Below are 20,294 nucleotides of genomic sequence, written 5' to 3' on the forward strand. Positions count from 1 at the left end.
GCTTCTCCCGTCACGTGGGCCGGGCCGATGCTCCCGGCGTTGTTGGCGTTGTGCGTTGCCCGCGTCGCTGATGGCGGCGATGGATCAAGTCTAGCATTAGGGTTCGATGAGCGATGCACACCGCGACCCGCGGTCGCGACCGGTTCTTGCGCGGAACGACGGACGAAAAAAAGCCGCCTGCGATGAAGCAGGCGGCTTTTTCAGCCAGGGCGCCGGCATGCATGCCGGCGCGGCGTCACTCCTGGGCGCCCGTCGCGCCGCCGTGCGCGGCCGACCACTCGGCCGGCGCGTGCAGGAATTTCTCGACTTCGTCGAGCGTCTTCGTCTCGAAGTAGCCCGATGCCTTCGCGACGCGCAGCACGTCCCACCACGTCGCCAGCGCGTGCAGGTCGACGTCGATGTCCTTCAGGACCGACACGCTTTCCTTGAAGATGTCGTAGTGGAACAGCACGAAGCAGTGGTTCACCGTCGCGCCCGCGGTACGCAGCGCATTGACGAAGTTGATCTTGCTGCGGCTGTCGGTCGTCAGGTCTTCCACCAGCAACACGCGCGAGCCTTCTTCCAGATGGCCTTCGATCTGCGCGTTGCGGCCGAAACCCTTCGGCTTCTTGCGCACGTACTGCATCGGCACCATCATCCGGTCCGCGATCCATGCCGCGAACGGGATGCCGGCCGTCTCGCCGCCCGCCACCGCGTCGATCTGCTCGAAGCCGATGTCGCGCGTGATCGTCGTTTCCGCCATTTCCATCAGCGCACGGCGCACGCGCGGATACGAGATCAGCTTGCGGCAGTCGATATAGACGGGGCTCGCCCAGCCGGACGTGAAGATGAACGGTTTTTCGGCGTTGAAGTGCACCGCCTGCACTTCGAGCAGGATTTTGGCGGTCGTATCCGAGATCGACTGACGATCGTAGCCTGTCATGGGCATTCCTTGGGTGTTGAGCGAGGAGCGGGCGCAGGCCCGGTGGCGCAGCACGGGAACCCGGCCGGGGGCCGGGGGCGCGATCGGAAGGCCGATCGCATCGCTGCGCGCGTAGCCGGCTATTTTACCCGATTCAGGCCGGTTTTCGGCGGAATTCGCGCAGGTTCGCGATGCCGCCCACCACCGGCGAAACAAGCGGGGGCGGATCGCTCCGATGCGATGCCGGGGATGCGGCGCTGCACCAACATGTGTCATGCGCGGGGTGTACACTAGGCGACCCTTAGAAATCGTTCAGTACTTTGTACTTTCCTCTTGCCACCCGCCAAGGTTCGATGGCGTGCCGACCCGGCGCGTCGCGTGCCGTCTCGCAGTCGACCATCCCCTCGATTCAAGCAGACGCGGCCGAAGGTGCTGTGTACTGAACCGTCAAAATTTCGCATGTCTCTCGCAGGTCAATCATGGACGAACAACTGAAGCAAGGTCAATCATGGACGAACAACTGAAGCAGGCCGCTCTCGCTTATCACCTGAACCCGAAACCCGGCAAGATTTCGGTCACCCCGACCAAGCCGCTGTCGAACCAGCTCGATCTGTCGCTCGCGTATTCGCCGGGCGTCGCCGCCGCGTGCGAGGCGATCCACGCCGATCCGCTCGACGCGCAGAAGTACACGTCGCGCGGCAATCTCGTCGGCGTCATCACGAACGGCACGGCCGTGCTCGGTCTCGGCAACATCGGCCCGCTCGCCGCGAAGCCGGTGATGGAAGGCAAGGGCTGCCTCTTCAAGAAATTCGCGGGCATCGACGTGTTCGACATCGAGCTGTCGGAGTCCGACCCCGACAAGCTCGTCGAGGCGATCGCGATGCTCGAGCCGACGCTCGGCGGCATCAACCTCGAGGACATCAAGGCGCCGGAATGCTTCTACATCGAGCAGAAGCTGCGCGAGCGCATGAAGATCCCCGTCTTCCACGACGACCAGCACGGCACCGCGATCATTGCGTCGGCCGCGATCCTGAACGGCCTGAAGGTCGTCGGCAAGAAGCTGTCCGAAGTGAAGCTCGTGTGCTCGGGCGCCGGCGCCGCGGCCATCGCGTGTCTGGACCTGCTGGTGAACCTCGGCCTGACGAAGTCGAACATCCTCGTCGCCGATTCGAAGGGCGTGATCTACGAAGGGCGCGGCAATCTCGATCCGTCGAAGCAGCGCTATGCGGCCACGACCGACGCGCGCACGCTCGCCGATGCGATCGTCGGCGCGGACGTGTTCCTCGGCTGCTCGAGCGCGGGCGTGCTGAAGCAGGACATGGTCAAGACGATGGGCGACCGGCCGCTGATCCTGGCGCTCGCGAACCCGGAACCGGAAATCCGCCCGGAAGACGCGAAGGCCGTGCGCCCGGACGCGATCGTCGCGACCGGCCGTTCGGACTACCCGAACCAGGTCAACAACGTGCTGTGCTTCCCGTTCATCTTCCGCGGCGCGCTCGACGTCGGCGCGACGACGATCACGGAAGAAATGAAGCTCGCGTGCGTGCGCGCGATCGCCGAGCTGGCCCAGGAAACCGACCAGAGCGAGGAAGTCGCGAAGGCGTATGAAGGCCACTCGCTCGAATTCGGGCCGGAATACCTGATTCCGAAGCCGTTCGACCCGCGCCTGATCATCAAGATCGCGCCGGCTGTCGCGCAGGCCGCGATGGATTCGGGCGTCGCGACGCGTCCGATCCAGGACATGGACGCGTACCGCGAGCAGCTCGGCGCGACCGTCTACCGCACCGGCATGGTGATGCGCCCGGTGTTCGCGACCGCGAAGAAGAAGCAGGCCCGCATCGTATACGCCGAAGGCGAGGACGAGCGCGTGCTGCGTGCCGCGCAGTTCGTGCTGCAGGAAAAGATCGCGCAGCCGATCATCGTCGGCCGTCCGTCGGTCATCGAGATGCGCCTGCAGAAGATCGGCTCGAAGCTGAAGGCCGGTGTCGATTTCGAGATCGTCAATCCGGAAGACGACACGCGCTACCACCGCTACTGGCAGGCATACCACGACATCGCCGCGCGCGACGGCGTGACGCCGGAAGTCGCGAAGGCCGCGATGCGCAAGTTCAACACGCTGATCGGCGCGATGCTCGTGCATCTGGGCGACGCGGACGGGATGGTCTGCGGGATGATCGACACGTTCCACAGCCACCTGAAGTTCATCGAGCAGGTGCTGGGCCGTGCGAAGGGCGCCGAGCACTTCGCGGCGATGAACCTGCTGATGCTGCCGGGCCGCAACCTGTTCCTGTGCGACACGTACGTGAACGAGCAGCCGAGCGCCGAACAGCTCGCCGACATGACGATCCAGGCCGCGGCCGAGATCGAGCGCTTCGGCATCACGCCGAAGGCCGCGCTGCTGTCGAACTCGAACTTCGGCAGCGCGCCGTCGTCGTCGTCGCGCCGGATGGCCGAGGCTCGCAAGCTGATCGTCGAACGTGCGCCGAACCTGGAAGTCGACGGCGAAATGCACGGCGACGCGGCGCTGTCGGAAGTGATCCGCAAGCAGGCCTTCCCGGGCACGACGCTGTCGGGTGAAGCGAACCTGCTGATCATGCCGAACGTCGAAGCCGCGAACATCGCGTACAACCTGCTGAAGATGGTCGGCGGCGAAGGCGTGACGGTCGGCCCGTTCCTGCTCGGCGCGGCGCAGCCGGTCCACATCCTGACGCCGGCCGCGACCGTGCGCCGGATCATCAACATGACGGCCGTTGCCGCCGCGAACGTGAACACGAAGTAAGTTCGCGCCCGCGTGTGCCGCGCTTCAGGCGCGGCGCAATGAAAAACGCCACGGAACGCAGGTTCCGTGGCGTTTTTTTATCGTGATCCGCTGCCGGCGCGGGCAGGTGTCCGAACCGCGAACGCCCGCCGCGCGCCGTTACGCGACCTGCTGGTGCGACTGGCCGCCCGTCGGCGAGCGCCACTTCGCGAGCAGCGTGTTCCACTTCTGGCGTACCGCGCGCAGGTTGTTCTCCTTCACGTGGCCGTAGCCGCGAATGCCGTCCGGCAGCGCCGCGAGCTCGAGTGCGAGCGGGCGGTTGGCCGCGTTCAGCTTGGCCGTCACTTCGTCGATCAGCGCTTCGTATTCGCCGATCAGCGCACGCTCGGCGCGGCGCTCCCCGGTGCGGCCGAACGGGTCGAGCCCCGTGCCGCGCAGGAACTTCGCCTTCGCGAGCAGCCGGAACGCCGACATCATCCACGGGCCGTACGCCTTCTTCACGAGATGGCCGTGCGCGTCCGTCTTCGCGAACAGCGGCGGCGCGAGGTGGAATTTCAGCTTCCAGTCGCCTTCGAACTGCGCGGACAGCCGCGCGAGGAACGCGGGATCGGACTGCAGCCGCGCGACCTCGTATTCGTCCTTGTACGCCATCAGCTTGAACAGGTTGCGCGCGACCGCTTCGGTCAGTTGCTCCTGCACCGTATCGCCGTCCGCCAGCGCGCGCTCGGCCGCGCGCACCTTGTCGACGAATGCCGCGTAGCGCGATGCGTACGCGGCGTTCTGGTACGCGGTGAGGAATTCCACGCGCTTTGCGATCAGCGCGTCGACCGCCTTCTTCGTGTGCAGCGCGATCACCGTGGCGCCTTGCGCGGGGCGCGCATCGCCGGCCGCTGCCTGCTTTACGCTTGCCAGGTCGTACGCGGCGCGCCGGCCCCAGTCGAAGGCCGCGCGGTTCTTCTCGACCGACACGGCGTTCAGTTCGATCGCGCGTTCGAGCGATGCGAGCGTGAGCGGCAGCCAGCCCTTCTGCCACGCGTAGCCGAGCACGAACGGGTTCGTGTAGATCGCGTCGCCGAGCAGCGCGACCGCGAAGCGGTTCGCGTCGATGAAATCGACGGCAACGCCTGCCGCCGCGCGGATGTCATTCTCCGCGGACAGGCCGGGGAACGCCCAGTTCGGGTTCTTGATGAACTCGGCGGTCGGCGTCTGCGCGCTGTTGACGACCACGCGCGTCGCGTCGTGCCGCATCCGCGACGTGCACTCGTCGCCTGCCGTGACGATCGCGTCGCAGCCGATCACGAGGTCGGCTTCGCCCATCGCGATCCGCGTCGCGTGGATGTCGGTCGGCGCGTGCGAGATCTGCACGTGGCTCATCACGGCGCCGCCCTTCTGCGCGAGGCCCGTGACGTCGAGCACGGTCACGCCCTTGTTCTCCAGGTGCGCGGCCATTCCGAGCAGCGCGCCGATCGTGACGACACCCGTGCCGCCGACGCCCGTGACGAGCACGCCGTACGCGCGGTTGATGTCCGGCAGCGTCGGTTCCGGGATCGGCGGCAGCGCGCTGCCGTCGACCGAAACCGCCTTCGGCTTCTTCAACTGGCCGCCCTCGACCGTGACGAAGCTCGGGCAGAAACCCTTCAAGCACGAGAAGTCCTTGTTGCAGCTCGACTGATTGATCTGGCGCTTCGTGCCGAACTCGGTTTCCAGCGGCTCGACCGACAGGCAGTTCGACTGCACCGAGCAGTCGCCGCAGCCTTCGCACACCGCTTCGTTGATCACGACGCGCTTGGCCGGGTCCGGATAGGTGCCGCGCTTGCGGCGGCGGCGTTTCTCGGTTGCGCAGGTCTGGTCGTAGATCAGGATCGTCGTGCCGGCGATCTCGCGCAGCTCGCGCTGCACGTCGTCGAGCTGGTCGCGGTGATGGATCGTCACGCCCGGCGCGAGCAGCGCCTTCTGGCCGTCGTACTTCTCCGGCTCGTCGGTGACGATCACGATCTTCTTCGCGCCTTCGGACGCGAGCTGGTGCGTGATCTGCGGCACCGTCAGCACGCCGTCGACCGGCTGGCCGCCCGTCATCGCGACCGCGTCGTTGTAGAGGATCTTGTAGGTGATGTTCGCTTTCGACGAGATCGCCGCGCGCACCGCCAGCAGGCCCGAGTGGAAATAGGTGCCGTCGCCGAGGTTCGCGAACACGTGCTTCTCGTCCGTGAACGGCGCCTGGCCGATCCACGGCACGCCTTCGCCGCCCATCTGGCTGAAGGTGCTCGTGCTGCGGTCCATCCACACGGTCATGTAGTGGCAGCCGATGCCGGCGATCGCGCGCGAGCCTTCCGGCACGTTGGTCGACGTGTTGTGCGGGCAGCCCGAGCAGAACCACGGCTTGCGCTCGGTCTGCACGTGCGGCTTCGCGAGCGCCATTTCCTTCGCGTTGATCACCGCGAGCCGCGCGGCGATGCGCGCGCGCACGTCGGACGGCAGCTCGAACTTCTCGAGGCGCGTCGCGATCGCCTTCGCGATGATCGCGGGCGACAGTTCGTAGTGCGCGGGCAGCAGCCAGTTGCCCATCGGCACCGACCATTCGCCGCCGGCGCCGTCCTTCTCGTCGAACTTGCCGAACACGCGCGGCCGTTGCGCGTCGGGCCAGTTGTACAGCTCTTCCTTGATCGCGTATTCGAGGATCTGGCGCTTTTCCTCGACCACCAGGATTTCGTCGAGGCCGCGCGCGAATGCCTGCGCGCCCTGCGCCTCGAGCGGCCACACGCAGCCGACCTTGTAGAGCCGGATGCCGATCCGCGCGCAGGTTTCGTCGTCGAGGCCGAGGTCGGTCAGCGCCTGGCGCACGTCGAGGTACGCCTTGCCGCCGGTCATGATCCCGAAGCGCGCGCCCGGCGAATCGATCTCGATCCGGTCGAGCTTGTTCGCGCGCACATAGGCGAGCGCCGCGTACCACTTGTAGTCGAGCAGCCGCGCTTCCTGCACGAGCGGCGGGTCGGGCCAGCGGATGTTCAGGCCGCCGTCCGGCATGATGAAGTCGGTCGGCAGCACGATCTCGGTGCGATGCGGGTCGATGTCGACCGACGCCGACGATTCGACGACGTCCGTCACGCACTTGAGCGCGACCCACAGGCCCGAGTAGCGGCTCATCGCCCAGCCGTGCAGGCCGAAATCGAGATATTCCTGCACGTTGGACGGGAACAGCACCGGCAGCCCGCAGGCCTTGAAGATGTGTTCGGACTGGTGCGCGAGCGTCGACGATTTCGCCGCGTGGTCGTCGCCGGCGAGCACCAGCACGCCGCCGTGCTGCGACGAGCCGGCCGAGTTTGCGTGCTTGAACACGTCGCCGGTGCGGTCGACGCCCGGGCCCTTGCCGTACCACATGCCGAACACGCCGTCGTGCTTCGCGCCGGGGTACAGGTTCACCTGCTGCGAACCCCACACGGCGGTGGCGGCGAGATCTTCGTTGATGCCGGGCTGGAAGACGATCTGGTGGGCCGCCAGATACTGCTTGGCCTTCCAGAGCGACAGATCGAGGCCGCCGAGCGGAGAGCCGCGATAGCCGGAGATGAAGCCGGCCGTATTGAGACCGGCGGCGCGGTCGCGTTCCTGCTGGAGCATCGGCAGGCGCACGAGGGCCTGGATGCCGCTCATGTACGCGCGGCCGCGCTCCAGTGTGTATTTGTCATCAAGCGTGACGGACTTCAGCGCGGCTTCCAGCGACGCGCGTTGGCCTGCGTCTAGCGGGGCATTCATTAACAGTCTCCTCCACCCAGTTTGGGATCACCAAAACTCGACTGCTCCGGCGTCTTGTGAACGCGTCGACAGTGGCCGGCATATTGGCCGGTTTTAAGCGATGGTAGCACTGGGGCAAACCCGCCGCCCACCGGCCGGAATGCGGCGGCGCACCAGGGAAAAGGGCTGGATCATGCGTTACATCATGTAAATGCATGTAAAGCGGGCCCCATCTGCGGGCAAATGCCGTTAATCTTGTCGGCCTGCCGGAGGTGCCCGGCCGCGTTGGTTCGTTTCGACGCAATCGGGGAGGCGCCGGCAGTTTTACAGGAGGTGCAATGAACACACGTCATATCCAGAGTTTCCTGATCGTGTCCGCCGCGTTTTTCGCGATGACCGGCCCGGTGCGCGCGCAAGGCGCGAGCGCACTGGCGGCAGCCGGTGTGCAGATGCGTCAGATCGTGCCGGCCCAGGATGCCGTCGCGCAGCCGGCGGCCGAGCGCGTCGTCGAGTCGAAGGCGAACGCGCGTTGATCCGGTCGCGCGGCCTGCGGGCCGCGCCGGAAATGCCAAAAGGGCGGGAATCGTCGGATTCCCGCCCTTTTTCTTTGTGCCACCGGATCGTGCGGCCGGCCCGGTTGCCCCGGGCCGCCGCGCGCCGGACGCGTCAGGCCTTGTCCTGCACGACGCCGCGGCGGATCTGGTCGAGCTCGATCGATTCGAACAGCGCCTTGAAGTTGCCTTCGCCGAAGCCCTGGTTGCCCTTGCGCTGGATGATCTCGAAGAAGATCGGCCCGATCTGGTTCTCGGTGAAGATCTGCAGCAGCAGGTCGTCGCGCGCGCCGTCGATCAGGATCTTGCGCTTCTTCAGTTCGTCCAGCGATTCGCCGTGGTTCGGCACGCGGCGGTCGACCAGTTCGTAATACGTGTCGATCGTGTCGAGCAGCTTCACTTCCTTGCCGCGCAGGCCGTCGACCGCGCCGTAGATGTCGTTCGTGCCGAGCGCGATGTGCTGGATGCCTTCGCCGTGGTACGCGTCGAGGTATTCCTGGATCTGGCCGGCCGTGTCCGAGCCTTCCTCGTTGATCGGGATGCGGATCTTGCCGCACGGCGACGTCATCGCCTTCGACTTCACGCCCGTCACCTTGCCTTCGATGTCGAAGTAGCGCACTTCGCGGAAGTTGAACAGGCGTTCGTAGAACTCGGCCCATTCCTGCATGCGGCCGCGATGCACGTTGTGCGTCAGGTGGTCGATGTAGGTGAGGCCGTGGCCGACCGGGTTCGGGTTCGCGCCGGCGATCGGCTCGAAATCGACGTCATAGATGCTGATGTCGCCGATCGAGCCCGGCTGCGCGCCGTTCTTGCCGCGCCAGCGATCGACGAAGTAGATCAGCGAATCGCCGATGCCCTTGATCGCCGGGATGTTCAGCTCCATCGGGCCAGTCTTGTTGTCGAAGCCCCATGCGCCGAGTTCGAGCGCGTGCTTGTATGCCTTCGCGGCGTCCTGCACGCGGAATGCGATCGCGCAGATCGACGGGCCGTGCAGGCGCGCGAAGCGTTGCGCGAACGAATCGGGTTCGGCGTTGATGATGAAGTTGATGTCGCCCTGGCGGTAGACCGTCACGTCCTTGTGGCGGTGGCGCGCGATCGCGGTGAAACCCATCCGTTCGAACAGTTGTCCGAGCGCTTTCGGGTCCGGTGCCGTGTATTCGATGAATTCGAAGCCGTCGGTGCCGACGGGGTTGTCCCAGTTGGGGATCTGCATGTCGTGTCTCCTGTGCGGGGCGATCGGCCGGGGCGACGTGTGCGTGCCCGGCCCGGTTCGATGTCGAAGGCGGCGCACGCGTCGGCGTGCGCAACGAATCGGTACGTGCGACAAAGTGTAGCGGGCGGCCGCGAGCGGAAACTTGCGAACTTAATCGTCCATGCCTACGATGACGCAATTTCCAGTCTCTAAATAATCATTGGAGGGCAGAAGATGGCGCAAGCCGAATTGGATGCCATCGACCGGCGGATCCTCGCGATTCTTCAGGAGAACGGGCGCCTGTCGAACCAGGAGATCGCCGAGCGCGTGAACCTGTCGCCGAGCCCGTGCTTGCGGCGGATCCGGCGGCTCGAGGAGATCGGCGTGATCACCGGCTATGTCGCGCTGCTGGATCCGCAGAAGCTGGGGCTCGACCTGCTCGCGTATGTGAGCGTGCGGCTCGAGAAGCGCGGCGGCCTGGCGCCGGTCCGGGCCGACGAGACGTCGGCGCGCGCGGGCGCGACCCACGCGGAGCTGTTTCGCGCGGCCGTGCAGACCTGGCCGGAAGTGGTCGCGTGCCACGCGATGACGGGAGACATGGATTACCTGCTGCGCGTGCAGGTCGAGGACATGGCGCATTTCTCCCGTTTCGTGCAGGAGCATTTGCTGCATCACCCGTCGGTGATCGACGTGAAGACGAGCTTTTCGCTCGAATGCTTCAAGGAGACGACGGCGTTGCCGATTCGTTCGGTGCGCTAGCGCGCCCGGCGGCGGGAGGAGGAGGGAATAAAGGGGCCGGGCGCGCCGCTGCGGCGTGCCCGGCCGGCCGATATTACGCCGTCAGCGCGGCGGGCATCAGCGATTCGATGAACTTCGACGTGCGGTGCGCCTGGCGCTTGAGCGCGTAGTCGAACACCGCCGCCTGTTCCTGCAGCATCTCGGCGATGATCGTCGAGTGGTCGGCCGGCGGCAGCGACAGGTACGCGTCGGCTTCGCCGTACGCGTACTCGATGCGCATCCCGGATTTCTTCGCGATGTGCATCATCGTCGCGTTACGCGACAGGCAGTGCATGTACAGCATCGTCACGTGCGTGTTGCGGCTGCGGATCGCCGCGCGCTCGAACAGCTTCGAGCCGACGCCGTGGCCGCGTGCGCTTTCGAGCACCGACACGCCGAACTCGGCCGTGCGCTTGTCGCCCTCGGCCGGCAGGTAGGCCAGGTGGCCGACGCCGATCAGTTCGAGTTCGTGGTCGAACACGCCGAACACGGTGTCGCGACCGAAGTCGATCGTGCGGACATAGTTCTCGATCACGTGGTCGGGCACCATCTGGCCGAAGCGCAGCAGGCGGTCCTCTTCGTCGAGCGAGAGAAAGTGGGTGAGCATCTGCTCACGGTCTTTGGAAGCCAGTTCCCTGACGAGAACCGGCGCACTACCGGCGGTGCCGACGACATCGGCATTGCCGTTCAATTGCGTGTTCATCGTGGGTTCCTCAATATGTGACCGTACAGCGGGTTGTGCAACGCAACAGCATTTTACCCGACCGTCGGCCCCCGGATTGGGGAAAACCCGTATTTAACCTTATTTATGCTGGAGGATGAATTCTAAATCTGCTTAGTTAATCCTATATCTATTTGATTTTTAACGAATTTAAAATTCATCATATGAAATGCGCGACGGGCCGTCGCAGTGTGCCCGTCCCGCAACGCTTGCTGCTATGCGGCAATCAGGCCGCCGTCGACAGCCCGCGTTCGATCAGGTCGATCACCTGCTCGGCGAAGTCTCGGTAGCCGAGACGGCCGCCCGGCTTCAGCCACGTGAACGTCCAGTTGATCATCCCGAACACCATCATCGTCACGGATGTCTGGTTTTCCTTCGAGATGCGGTCAGGGTACGCGCGCGCGAGCTGCCGCGTGAACGCGGCGACGATATCGCGCTGGCGGTCGAGCACGATCTCGCGCTGCGCGTCCTCGAGATACTTCACGTCGTTGAGCAGCGCGACGTGACGGCTGTGCGACGTCTCGTATTCGGAGAGGAACGCGCGCACGAGTTCCGCGAACGCGTCGCGCTCGCTGAGGCCGCGCCGCTGGCTCGCCCCTTCGACCTCGGCGATGATCAGCATCAGCCGCTTCGTGTAGCGGTCGAGCAGGTCGAACAGGATCGCTTCCTTGCTCTCGTAATAGTGATAAAGGCGTGCCTTCGACGTGCCGCTCGCGGTCGCGAGATCGGACATCGACGTGCTCGGGTAGCTCGTCTGCGCGAATTTCTCGGCGGCGAGATCGAGGATCTGCTCGCGCTGGGATTCGTGGTCGGGCGCTCGGGTACGGGCCATGGTCGAATGCGGAAGATTAGCGGTGCGCGATGGCCGCGCGGGCCGCGCGCACCTGCGTGGAAGAGAGGGCGGCGGGTGCGTCGTCCTGCAGCTCGAGCCGGCCGGCCGCCGCGAGTTCGCGACAGCGCCACCAGGCGATCGAGTCGCTGACGAACAGGCCGCCGCGGTCGGCGTCGGCCATGATGCCGCCGACGAGGCGCCGCGCGGGCAGCCAGTCGGTTTCCGCGCGCGCGACGATCAGCGCGTCGAGATCGGCATAGTAGCCGCTCTTGATCGTGTTGCTGACCCAATAGCGAAGTTCGGCGTTCAGGTGCTTCGCTTCCTGCCATTCGAGTGCGAGGCGACCGATGCGCAGCACCGAGATCGGCGCGGCCACCGGCCGTTTCCGCGCCAGTTCCGCGGGCGAGAACATCCCGGTCGTGCATGCCTGGTCGGTGCGCGACAGCGATGCGCGTTGCGCCGAGTCGAGATCGGCGGCCGACAGCCGCACTTCGTTCAGGCGCTGCGGGACATTGCGCAGGTGATAGGCGACGCGGCGCAGCAGCAGCTTGTCGCCGACGCTCGGCGCGTGCCAGACGACCACCTGGCCCGCATCCATTGCGAGCTGGTCGAGGCGCGCGAATTCGCCTTCGATTTCCGCGTTCCAGTCGGGGATCTGGTCGCCGAGCACGCGCTCCCAGAAGGCGGCACGCGTGTCGGGCGTCTCGTCGGCGCCCTTGAGCGGCTCGACGCCGAGATCGTCGAGCAATCCGACGACGCGCTCGTCGCGTCCGGCTTGCGCGAGTGCCTCGCTCAGCGACGCGGCGGCGGTGCCGCCCTGAATCACATGAATGGTACTCATCGGCCTGTCGTCAACAAAAGAAAGCCGCCGGCCGGGCGGACGTTGCGATGTCCAGCCGGCCGGCGGCCCCTAGTGTAAGCGAGATGTGTGACGGCGAGAAACCGTCCGGCGCCGCGACGCGATGCCGCTCAACGCTCGTCGAAGCTCACGACGACCTTGTCGCTGATTGGGTGGCACTGGCACGTGAGCACGAAACCGTCCTTCACTTCGTGCGCCTCGAGCGTGTAGTTCTTCTCCATCCGCACTTCGCCCTCGATCACCTTCGCGCGGCACGTGCAGCACACGCCGCCCTTGCACGCGTACGGCAGCGCGAGGCCCGCGCGCAGGCCGACATCGAGCAGGCTCACCCCTTCGTACGGCAGGCGCAGCTTGCGCTTCTTGCCGTCGAGCACGATTTCCAGGTCGGCGGCCGGCGTCTGGTCGGTGATCTCCACGACCGGCGCTCCGGCCTGCGGCAGCGGCGTGCCGAAGCGCTCGACATGCACCTTCGCCTGCGGCACGCCGGCCGCCTTCAGCGCCGCTTCGGCTGCGTCCATCATCGGCGCGGGGCCGCAGACGAACGCCTCGTCGATCGCGTCGGCCGGCATCAGCGTAGTAAGGAATTCCGCGCATTTCGCCTGGTCGAGCACGCCGTTGAACAGTTCGACGTCCTGCTGGTCGTCCGACAGCACGTGATAGAGGACGAAGCGGTTCATGTAGCGGTTCTTCAGGTCCTCGAGCTCCTCCGCGAACATGATCGCGTCGACGCTGCGGTTGCCGTAGATCAGCGTGAACGTGCTGCGCGGCTCGAGTTCGAGCGTCGTCTTCACGATCGCGAGCACGGGCGTGATCCCCGAGCCGCCGGAAAACGCGACGTACTGCTTGCCGTGGTCGGCATTCAGGTGCGTGAAGAAGCGGCCGTCCGGCGTCATCACGTCGATCGTATGGCCCGGTTTCAGCGTATCGAACGCGAAGTTCGAGAAGCGGCCGCCGCGCACGCGCTTGATGCCGATGCGCAGTTCGCCGTCGCGGTCGTAGTCCGTCGTGCCGACGCAGATCGAATACGAGCGGCGCGTCTCCTCGCCGTCGATGTGGGTCTTCAGCGTGACGAACTGGCCCTGCGTGAAGCGGTAAGCGTCGCGCAGCTCGGGCGGCACGTCGAACGAGACGGTGACGGCGTCGGCGGTCTCGGGCCGCACGTCGCGGATACGCAGCGGATGAAATTGCGGGGTCGTCGACCCCCGCCGGGCCGCCTCGCGCGACGGATCTGCTTCCGGGGGATGGGGGAGCTGCGCCCCCCCAAGCGAATGAAGAGAGCGTGGGGGCTGTTTCATTTCAGTAGGGTTTGAAGTAGTCGAAGGGTTCGCGGCAGTCGACGCAGCGATACAGCGCCTTGCAGGCCGTGGACGCGAATTGCGCGAGACGTTCGGTATGGGCAGAGCCGCAGCGCGGGCACGCCGGCGCCGCGACCGGTCGCGGCACGAAGCGCACGACGTTTTCCCGCGGCGCGGCGCTGCCGCACTGGCCGACCGGCGGCGCGATGCCGTACGCGCGCAGCTTGTCGCGCGCTTCCTGCGTGATCCAGTCGGTCGTCCACGCGGGCGCGAGCACCGTTTCGATCCGGTGCGGCGGGAGGCCGGCCGCCTGCAGTGCGGCGGCGACGTCCTCGGCGATCTGCGACATGGCCGGGCAGCCCGAATAGGTCGGCGTGATCACGACTTCGAGCAGGCCGTCGTCCGTGCGGCGAACGTCGCGCAGGATGCCGAGCTCGCGGATCGACACGACCGGGATCTCGGGGTCGGGCACGGCTTCCAGCACGTCCCATGCGCGGGCGAGCAGCGGATCGTCGTGACGCGCGGCGGGCGCGGCGTCGGCGGGGGCGGCGGTCTGGACGGACATCGTCGGGCTCCGTGGCGTTGGCCGGTTACCAGGTCGCGCCGGGGTGCTGGCGCGCGAGGCTCTGCATTTCCGCGAGCAGGTAGCCCATGTGCTCCGAGTGCTCGCCCTGCTTGCCGGTCGTCACATGCTTCGCGGGCGCCGGCAGCGTGAGCGTCGCCTCGGCGAGCGCATCGTCCACGTCCGCGCGCCATGCGGCTTCGATCGCGGCCGGTGCCGGGCCGATGCCCGGTGCGGCGATCGCGTCGTCGATCGCATCGGCTGCGAAGAATTCGCGCGTGTACGGGGTCAGGTAGTCGAGCGCATCCTGCGCGCGACGGTGCGATTCGTCGGTGCCGTCGCCGAGGCGAATGAGCCATTCGCGCGCGTGTTGCACGTGATAGCGGGTTTCCTTCACCGATTTCGCGGCGATCGCGGCGAGTTGCGTGTCGGTCGACGTTTCCAGCGCGGTCCATACGTGCAGCATCAGCGCCGCGTAGAGGAAGTTGCGCACGATCGTCACCGCGTAGTCCTTGTCGGCGTGCGCGGTGCCGGAGACCGGGCCGTAGTGCGGCAGTTCGGCGAGCGTGAAGTTCGCGAACTCGCGCTCGGTACGGAAGTACGCGTAGTCGTCCTCGGTCTTCGTCGCGCCGGTGAGCTGGCGCTCGAGTTCGGCGGCGTGCGTATACAGCATGCGCGCCTGGCCGATGAGGTCGAGGCTCATGTTGGTGAGCGCGATGTCTTCCTCGAGGATCGGGCCGTGGCCGCACCATTCGGCGTTGCGCTGACCCAGGATCAGCGCGTTGTCCGCGAGGCGCAGCACGTAGGAGAGGTGTTCGGGCGTGATCGTCATGGCGCGGGCGTTACATGTGGTTGACTTCGTCGGGCAGCGTGTAGAACGTCGGGTGACGGTAGATCTTGTCGCCCGCCGGTTCGAACAGTTCGGCCTTCTCGTTCGGATCCGATGCGGTGATCGCCGACGACGGCACCACCCAGATGCTCACGCCTTCCTGGCGGCGCGTGTAGACGTCGCGCGCCATGCGCAGCGCCATCGACGCGTCGGCGGCATGCAGGCTGCCGCAATGCTTGTGGTCGAGGCCTTGCTTGCTGCGCACGAACACTTCCCAGATCGGCCATTCCTTGTTCATCACTTTCTCCTGATTCCCTGATTCCTGAATTCGATGGTGCCGCTCAGGCGGCGTGCTGTTCGGCGCGGGCGCGACGCTTCGCTTCGTGCGCGAGCGCGGCTTCGCGCACCCATGCACCGTCCTCGTGCGCTTTCACGCGGGTCGCGAGGCGTTCCTTGTTGCACGGGCCGTCGCCGTTGACCACGCGCCAGAATTCGTCCCAGTCGATCGCGCCGTAGTCGTGGTGGCCGCGCGCGTCGTTCCACTTCAGGTCGGGATCGGGCAGCGTGACGCCGAGCACCTTCGCCTGGTCGACTGTCGCGTCGACGAACTTCTGCCGCAGGTCGTCGTTCGAGATCCGCTTGATGCCCCATTTTGCGGACTGGCTGCTGTGGACCGAATCGGCGTCGCTCGGGCCGAACATCATCAGCACCGGCCACCACCAGCGGTTCACGGCCTGCTGGACCATCGCGCGCTGCGCGTCGCTGCCCTTCATCATCGACAGCAGCGCGTCGAAACCCTGGCGCTGGTGGAACGACTCCTCCTTGCACACACGGATCATCGCGCGCGCGTACGGGCCGTACGTGCAGCGGCACAGCGGGATCTGGTTCATGATCGCGGCGCCGTCGACGAGCCAGCCGATCACGCCGACGTCCGCCCAGGTCGGCGTCGGGTAGTTGAAGATGCTCGAGTATTTCGCCTTGCCTGCGTGCAGCGCGTCGATCAGCGAATCGCGCGACACGCCGAGCGTTTCGGCCGCGCTATAAAGATAGAGGCCGTGGCCGGCTTCGTCCTGGACCTTCGCGAGCAGGATCGCCTTGCGCTTCAGGCTCGGCGCGCGCGAGATCCAGTTGCCTTCCGGCAGCATGCCGACGACTTCCGAATGCGCGTGCTGCGAGATCTGGCGAACCAGCGTCTTGCGATAGGCGTCGGGCATCCAGTCTTGCGGTTCGATCTTGCCGTCCGCGGCCATCACCGCATCGAACCGTGCTTGCTCGGGCGACTCGGCTGCGGCGTCGAGCGGCGCGACGTTGCCGGGGATGTCGAGGGATTGCGTGTACATGGCGAGATTCTCGTCCGGTTGAATGTGTGCGCAGTATAAACCAACCGACCGGTCGGTTAATAAATTTCTCGCAGATTTGCGGCGAGATTCGGGTAAACGAGGGACGTCGGGGCGCGACCAGGCGGCGCAAGCGTGGACCGCCGCATGAGACTTGCGTCTTCTGCGGCACAATGCCCGCTTTCCGATGAGGATTTTGCCGATGTCATTCCGAAGCAGTTTCGCCGCGGCCGTGCTGGGCGCGGCCGTTTTCGTGTCGCCGTTCGCGGCTTCGGCCGCGCCGGCAGGATGGGTGGCCGCGTGGGCGACCGCGTTGCAGCCGATTCCCGACCTTGCCGCGCCGCCGCCGCTCTATCGCGCACCCGACGTGGCCGGGCGGACCGTGCGCCAGATCGTCTACCCGACGGTGTCGGGACGGGCAGCGCGGATTCGCGTCAGCAATGCATACGGTCACGCACCGCTGGTCGTCGAGGCGGCGAGCCTCGCACGTGCCGGCGACGGCGCCGCACTCGCCGGCGGCGCGGCCGTGCCGGTCAGGTTCGGCGGCAAGGCGTCGGTGGCGCTCGCGCCGGGGCAGGAAGTCGAAAGCGATCCGGTGGCGATCGACGTGACGGCCGGACAGCCGTATGCCATCAGTCTGCAGATGGGACCGAACCAGCGGATGACGGTTTGGCACCGCGTGTCAAACCAGTTCAACTATGTCTCTGCGCCGGGCAATCACGTGAACGATCCGGCCGCCGCCGCGTTCCGTACCCGTTTTACCCAATATGCATGGGTGACCGAGTTGGCCGTCGAGGTTGGTTCCGCGCGAGCCAGCGTGGCCGCGATCGGCGATTCGATCACCGACGGACTGCGTTCGAGCGTGAACCGGAACCGCCGCTGGCCGGACGCGCTGGCGCGTCGGCTGACTGCGTCGGGTGCCGATTCGATCGGCGTCGTGAATCTGGGCATCAGCGGGAACCGGCTGCTTAGCGATTCCGCGTGCTACGGCACGTCGCTGGCGTCGCGGTTCGAGCGCGATGCGCTGTCGCGCTCGGGCGTGAAGGCCGCGGTCGTGCTGATCGGGATCAACGACATCAACTTCGCGGCGATGCCGCCGCGCGCGGGGCTCGATTGCGACCATCCGCACACGCAGGTCACGGCCGCGTCGCTGATCGACGGCTATCGTCGGCTGATCGACGCGGCACACCGCCAGGGTGTGAAGGTCTTCGGCGCGACGCTCACGCCGGCAGGGCTGCCGGCCGGCCGCGAGGCGATCCGGCTCGAGGTGAACCGGTGGATACGCAGCGGTGGCGGGTTCGACGGCGTGGTCGACTTCGACGCGGTGTTGCGCGATCCGGCGCGCCCGAGCGTGCTGCAGCGTCGATACGACAGCGGCGACGGCATCCATCCAAGCGATACGGGCTACACGGCAATGGCTGACGCGGTGCCGGTCGAGCAGTTGCAGGCTGCCGTGGGCGGCAAGTGACGCGCTTCTATATATAGAGGAAGCGTTGCCGGTGGCCCGGACGCCAATAGCAACACCCGGCCCATTCTATTCAAAGCCACCGTGCGCGATAGCGCACGGCGGCTTTTTCAAAATAATTTCACAAAGGGGCTTGCGGAGACGGGGGCGAGTGCATAGAATCACGCCTCTTTCGCGCTAACGGAAACGCGGCGCGGGAGAGGGGAAGCGAAGTCGGCGGTGTGCAGCAGGTTGGGCGCACGGCTGGCGCAGGAAGATGGACCCCGCAGTCGCAACGAAGCAGTTAAAAAGTTGTTGACGAGCTGCGAAACACGGTTCATAATCTCGCTTCTCTGCTGCTGAAAACGCAGCGCTGCTGAGAAACACGAAGTTTCTCGCAGAAATGCTCTTTAAAAATTAACAGCCGATAAGTGTGGGCGCTTGATGGAAGCGAGCTGATCCTCGGATCAGATAGCGAAAGTATCAAGAGTCTCACACTAAAGTAAGTCAGGTTTATGAAGTGATTCATATTCCTGTCAGCTTTGAGTGAGCGACCGGTTCGAAAGAACCGAAAACAGTAACAGGTTTAAACTGAAGAGTTTGATCCTGGCTCAGATTGAACGCTGGCGGCATGCCTTACACATGCAAGTCGAACGGCAGCACGGGTGCTTGCACCTGGTGGCGAGTGGCGAACGGGTGAGTAATACATCGGAACATGTCCTGTAGTGGGGGATAGCCCGGCGAAAGCCGGATTAATACCGCATACGATCTACGGATGAAAGCGGGGGACCTTCGGGCCTCGCGCTATAGGGTTGGCCGATGGCTGATTAGCTAGTTGGTGGGGTAAAGGCCTACCAAGGCGACGATCAGTAGCTGGTCTGAGAGGACGACCAGCCACACTGGGACTGAGACACGGCCCAGACTCCTACGGGAGGCAGCAGTGGGGAATTTTGGACAATGGGCGAAAGCCTGATCCAGCAATGCCGCGTGTGTGAAGAAGGCCTTCGGGTTGTAAAGCACTTTTGTCCGGAAAGAAATCCTTGGTTCTAATATAGCCGGGGGATGACGGTACCGGAAGAATAAGCACCGGCTAACTACGTGCCAGCAGCCGCGGTAATACGTAGGGTGCGAGCGTTAATCGGAATTACTGGGCGTAAAGCGTGCGCAGGCGGTTTGCTAAGACCGATGTGAAATCCCCGGGCTCAACCTGGGAACTGCATTGGTGACTGGCAGGCTAGAGTATGGCAGAGGGGGGTAGAATTCCACGTGTAGCAGTGAAATGCGTAGAGATGTGGAGGAATACCGATGGCGAAGGCAGCCCCCTGGGCCAATACTGACGCTCATGCACGAAAGCGTGGGGAGCAAACAGGATTAGATACCCTGGTAGTCCACGCCCTAAACGATGTCAACTAGTTGTTGGGGATTCATTTCCTTAGTAACGTAGCTAACGCGTGAAGTTGACCGCCTGGGGAGTACGGTCGCAAGATTAAAACTCAAAGGAATTGACGGGGACCCGCACAAGCGGTGGATGATGTGGATTAATTCGATGCAACGCGAAAAACCTTACCTACCCTTGACATGGTCGGAATCCTGCTGAGAGGCGGGAGTGCTCGAAAGAGAACCGGCGCACAGGTGCTGCATGGCTGTCGTCAGCTCGTGTCGTGAGATGTTGGGTTAAGTCCCGCAACGAGCGCAACCCTTGTCCTTAGTTGCTACGCAAGAGCACTCTAAGGAGACTGCCGGTGACAAACCGGAGGAAGGTGGGGATGACGTCAAGTCCTCATGGCCCTTATGGGTAGGGCTTCACACGTCATACAATGGTCGGAACAGAGGGTTGCCAACCCGCGAGGGGGAGCTAATCCCAGAAAACCGATCGTAGTCCGGATTGCACTCTGCAACTCGAGTGCATGAAGCTGGAATCGCTAGTAATCGCGGATCAGCATGCCGCGGTGAATACGTTCCCGGGTCTTGTACACACCGCCCGTCACACCATGGGAGTGGGTTTTACCAGAAGTGGCTAGTCTAACCGCAAGGAGGACGGTCACCACGGTAGGATTCATGACTGGGGTGAAGTCGTAACAAGGTAGCCGTATCGGAAGGTGCGGCTGGATCACCTCCTTTCCAGAGCTATCTCGCGAAGTTGAGCGCTCACGCTTATCGGCTGTAAATTAAAGACAGACTCAGGGGTCTGTAGCTCAGTCGGTTAGAGCACCGTCTTGATAAGGCGGGGGTCGTTGGTTCGAATCCAACCAGACCCACCATTGTCTGGCGGTATGTGGGTACCTGAGGTCTCTGTATACATGGGGGCATAGCTCAGCTGGGAGAGCACCTGCTTTGCAAGCAGGGGGTCGTCGGTTCGATCCCGTCTGCCTCCACCAATCTTCAATGGGAAGCGTTTGGATCACACGAAAGTGACGTGTGAGACGAGCATTTGCCATTGGCGATTGAGCCAGTCAGAGTGATATGAGTAACACCATATCGGCTGTCGTTCTTTAACAATCTGGAAG

15 protein-coding genes, 2 tRNA genes and 1 rRNA gene are annotated in these 20,294 nt (G+C 64.9%); 7 read left to right on the top strand and 11 right to left on the bottom strand.

The annotated features are described in order from the left end of the window. Positions 1 to 235 precede the first annotated feature (235 nt). Positions 236 to 922, bottom strand: a complete 687-nt coding sequence (locus FPJ27_RS20410; RefSeq protein ID WP_034183954.1) for an orotate phosphoribosyltransferase — start codon at positions 920 to 922, stop codon at positions 236 to 238. Between the two features lie 487 nt (positions 923 to 1,409). Between FPJ27_RS20410 and FPJ27_RS20415 the strand changes: the two genes are divergently transcribed. Continuing rightward, a complete protein-coding gene (locus tag FPJ27_RS20415; protein ID WP_072443200.1) occupies positions 1,410 to 3,680 on the top strand; it encodes an NADP-dependent malic enzyme in 2,271 nt (756 codons plus the stop codon). 138 nt (positions 3,681 to 3,818) lie between these two features. On the opposite strand, the gene FPJ27_RS20420 is transcribed toward FPJ27_RS20415, so the two are convergent. Beyond that, positions 3,819 to 7,409, bottom strand: a complete 3,591-nt coding sequence (locus FPJ27_RS20420; protein ID WP_204425446.1) for an indolepyruvate ferredoxin oxidoreductase family protein — start codon at positions 7,407 to 7,409, stop codon at positions 3,819 to 3,821. Between the two features lie 317 nt (positions 7,410 to 7,726). Between FPJ27_RS20420 and FPJ27_RS20425 the strand changes: the two genes are divergently transcribed. Beyond that, positions 7,727 to 7,921: a hypothetical protein gene (locus FPJ27_RS20425; protein WP_072443204.1), complete on the top strand. Its 195-nt coding sequence runs from the start codon at positions 7,727 to 7,729 to the stop codon at positions 7,919 to 7,921. 133 nt (positions 7,922 to 8,054) lie between these two features. On the opposite strand, the gene hppD is transcribed toward FPJ27_RS20425, so the two are convergent. Beyond that, positions 8,055 to 9,152, bottom strand: a complete 1,098-nt coding sequence (gene hppD, locus FPJ27_RS20430) for a 4-hydroxyphenylpyruvate dioxygenase (protein ID WP_072443206.1) — start codon at positions 9,150 to 9,152, stop codon at positions 8,055 to 8,057. Between the two features lie 213 nt (positions 9,153 to 9,365). Here hppD and FPJ27_RS20435 point away from each other — a divergent pair, with 213 nt between their 5' ends. Next, the gene (locus tag FPJ27_RS20435; protein ID WP_011655746.1) at positions 9,366 to 9,890 is read left to right on the top strand and encodes an Lrp/AsnC family transcriptional regulator; all 525 of its coding nucleotides are present in this window, start codon (positions 9,366 to 9,368) and stop codon (positions 9,888 to 9,890) included. A gap of 73 nt (positions 9,891 to 9,963) precedes the next feature. Here FPJ27_RS20435 and FPJ27_RS20440 read toward each other — a convergent pair whose 3' ends face one another. The 8 genes from FPJ27_RS20440 to paaA form a co-directional block, all read right to left on the bottom strand. Then, positions 9,964 to 10,611 (bottom strand): GNAT family N-acetyltransferase, encoded by a 648-nt coding sequence (locus FPJ27_RS20440; protein WP_204425447.1) that lies wholly within the window; start codon positions 10,609 to 10,611, stop codon positions 9,964 to 9,966. A 244-nt stretch (positions 10,612 to 10,855) separates the two neighbouring features. Then, complete coding sequence (locus FPJ27_RS20445) at positions 10,856 to 11,461, bottom strand: TetR/AcrR family transcriptional regulator (RefSeq protein WP_027783292.1); 606 nt, start codon at positions 11,459 to 11,461, stop codon at positions 10,856 to 10,858. Positions 11,462 to 11,477: 16 nt separating this feature from the next. Then, on the bottom strand, positions 11,478 to 12,302 hold the full coding sequence (locus FPJ27_RS20450; RefSeq protein ID WP_204425448.1) for a DUF3658 domain-containing protein: 825 nt from the start codon (positions 12,300 to 12,302) through the stop codon (positions 11,478 to 11,480). 128 nt (positions 12,303 to 12,430) lie between these two features. Continuing rightward, positions 12,431 to 13,489, bottom strand: a complete 1,059-nt coding sequence (gene paaE / locus FPJ27_RS20455) for a 1,2-phenylacetyl-CoA epoxidase subunit PaaE (RefSeq protein ID WP_239483389.1) — start codon at positions 13,487 to 13,489, stop codon at positions 12,431 to 12,433. 127 nt (positions 13,490 to 13,616) lie between these two features. Next, positions 13,617 to 14,180 carry a 1,2-phenylacetyl-CoA epoxidase subunit PaaD gene (gene paaD / locus FPJ27_RS20460; RefSeq protein WP_072443214.1) on the bottom strand — a complete coding sequence of 188 codons (564 nt, stop codon included), beginning with the start codon at positions 14,178 to 14,180 and terminating at the stop codon, positions 13,617 to 13,619. A gap of 25 nt (positions 14,181 to 14,205) precedes the next feature. Then, entirely contained in the window at positions 14,206 to 15,009 is an 804-nt protein-coding gene (gene paaC, locus FPJ27_RS20465) for a 1,2-phenylacetyl-CoA epoxidase subunit PaaC (protein WP_072443216.1), read from the bottom strand. Between the two features lie 10 nt (positions 15,010 to 15,019). Next, the gene (gene paaB, locus FPJ27_RS20470) at positions 15,020 to 15,304 is read right to left on the bottom strand and encodes a 1,2-phenylacetyl-CoA epoxidase subunit PaaB (RefSeq protein ID WP_010092957.1); all 285 of its coding nucleotides are present in this window, start codon (positions 15,302 to 15,304) and stop codon (positions 15,020 to 15,022) included. A gap of 43 nt (positions 15,305 to 15,347) precedes the next feature. Then, on the bottom strand, positions 15,348 to 16,346 hold the full coding sequence (gene paaA, locus FPJ27_RS20475) for a 1,2-phenylacetyl-CoA epoxidase subunit PaaA (RefSeq protein WP_204425449.1): 999 nt from the start codon (positions 16,344 to 16,346) through the stop codon (positions 15,348 to 15,350). A gap of 199 nt (positions 16,347 to 16,545) precedes the next feature. Here paaA and FPJ27_RS20480 point away from each other — a divergent pair, with 199 nt between their 5' ends. From FPJ27_RS20480 to FPJ27_RS20495, 4 genes are all read left to right on the top strand, one after another. After that, positions 16,546 to 17,811 (top strand): SGNH/GDSL hydrolase family protein, encoded by a 1,266-nt coding sequence (locus FPJ27_RS20480; RefSeq protein ID WP_204425450.1) that lies wholly within the window; start codon positions 16,546 to 16,548, stop codon positions 17,809 to 17,811. A gap of 564 nt (positions 17,812 to 18,375) precedes the next feature. Beyond that, positions 18,376 to 19,908 (top strand): 16S ribosomal RNA (locus FPJ27_RS20485). Between the two features lie 63 nt (positions 19,909 to 19,971). Then, positions 19,972 to 20,048, top strand: a tRNA-Ile gene (locus FPJ27_RS20490). Between the two features lie 41 nt (positions 20,049 to 20,089). Next, a tRNA-Ala gene (locus FPJ27_RS20495) sits at positions 20,090 to 20,165 on the top strand. Positions 20,166 to 20,294 lie beyond the last annotated feature (129 nt).

This window comes from Burkholderia sp. MS455, assembly GCF_016899445.1.
In the GTDB taxonomy this organism is placed as follows: Bacteria; Pseudomonadota; Gammaproteobacteria; order Burkholderiales; family Burkholderiaceae; genus Burkholderia; species Burkholderia pyrrocinia_C.

Bases quoted from the DNA above. Each gene is read 5' to 3' on its own strand.
- FPJ27_RS20410 (WP_034183954.1), bottom strand. From the start codon at position 922: ATGACAGGCTACGATCGTCAGTCGATCTCGGATACGACCGCCAAAATC.
- FPJ27_RS20415 (WP_072443200.1), top strand. From the start codon at position 1,410: ATGGACGAACAACTGAAGCAGGCCGCTCTCGCTTATCACCTGAACCCG.
- FPJ27_RS20420 (WP_204425446.1), bottom strand. From the start codon at position 7,409: ATGAATGCCCCGCTAGACGCAGGCCAACGCGCGTCGCTGGAAGCCGCG.
- FPJ27_RS20425 (WP_072443204.1), top strand. From the start codon at position 7,727: ATGAACACACGTCATATCCAGAGTTTCCTGATCGTGTCCGCCGCGTTT.
- hppD (WP_072443206.1), bottom strand. From the start codon at position 9,152: ATGCAGATCCCCAACTGGGACAACCCCGTCGGCACCGACGGCTTCGAA.
- FPJ27_RS20435 (WP_011655746.1), top strand. From the start codon at position 9,366: ATGGCGCAAGCCGAATTGGATGCCATCGACCGGCGGATCCTCGCGATT.
- FPJ27_RS20440 (WP_204425447.1), bottom strand. From the start codon at position 10,611: ATGAACACGCAATTGAACGGCAATGCCGATGTCGTCGGCACCGCCGGT.
- FPJ27_RS20445 (WP_027783292.1), bottom strand. From the start codon at position 11,461: ATGGCCCGTACCCGAGCGCCCGACCACGAATCCCAGCGCGAGCAGATC.
- FPJ27_RS20450 (WP_204425448.1), bottom strand. From the start codon at position 12,302: ATGAGTACCATTCATGTGATTCAGGGCGGCACCGCCGCCGCGTCGCTG.
- paaD (WP_072443214.1), bottom strand. From the start codon at position 14,180: ATGTCCGTCCAGACCGCCGCCCCCGCCGACGCCGCGCCCGCCGCGCGT.
- paaC (WP_072443216.1), bottom strand. From the start codon at position 15,009: ATGACGATCACGCCCGAACACCTCTCCTACGTGCTGCGCCTCGCGGAC.
- paaB (WP_010092957.1), bottom strand. From the start codon at position 15,304: ATGAACAAGGAATGGCCGATCTGGGAAGTGTTCGTGCGCAGCAAGCAA.
- paaA (WP_204425449.1), bottom strand. From the start codon at position 16,346: ATGTACACGCAATCCCTCGACATCCCCGGCAACGTCGCGCCGCTCGAC.
- FPJ27_RS20480 (WP_204425450.1), top strand. From the start codon at position 16,546: ATGTCATTCCGAAGCAGTTTCGCCGCGGCCGTGCTGGGCGCGGCCGTT.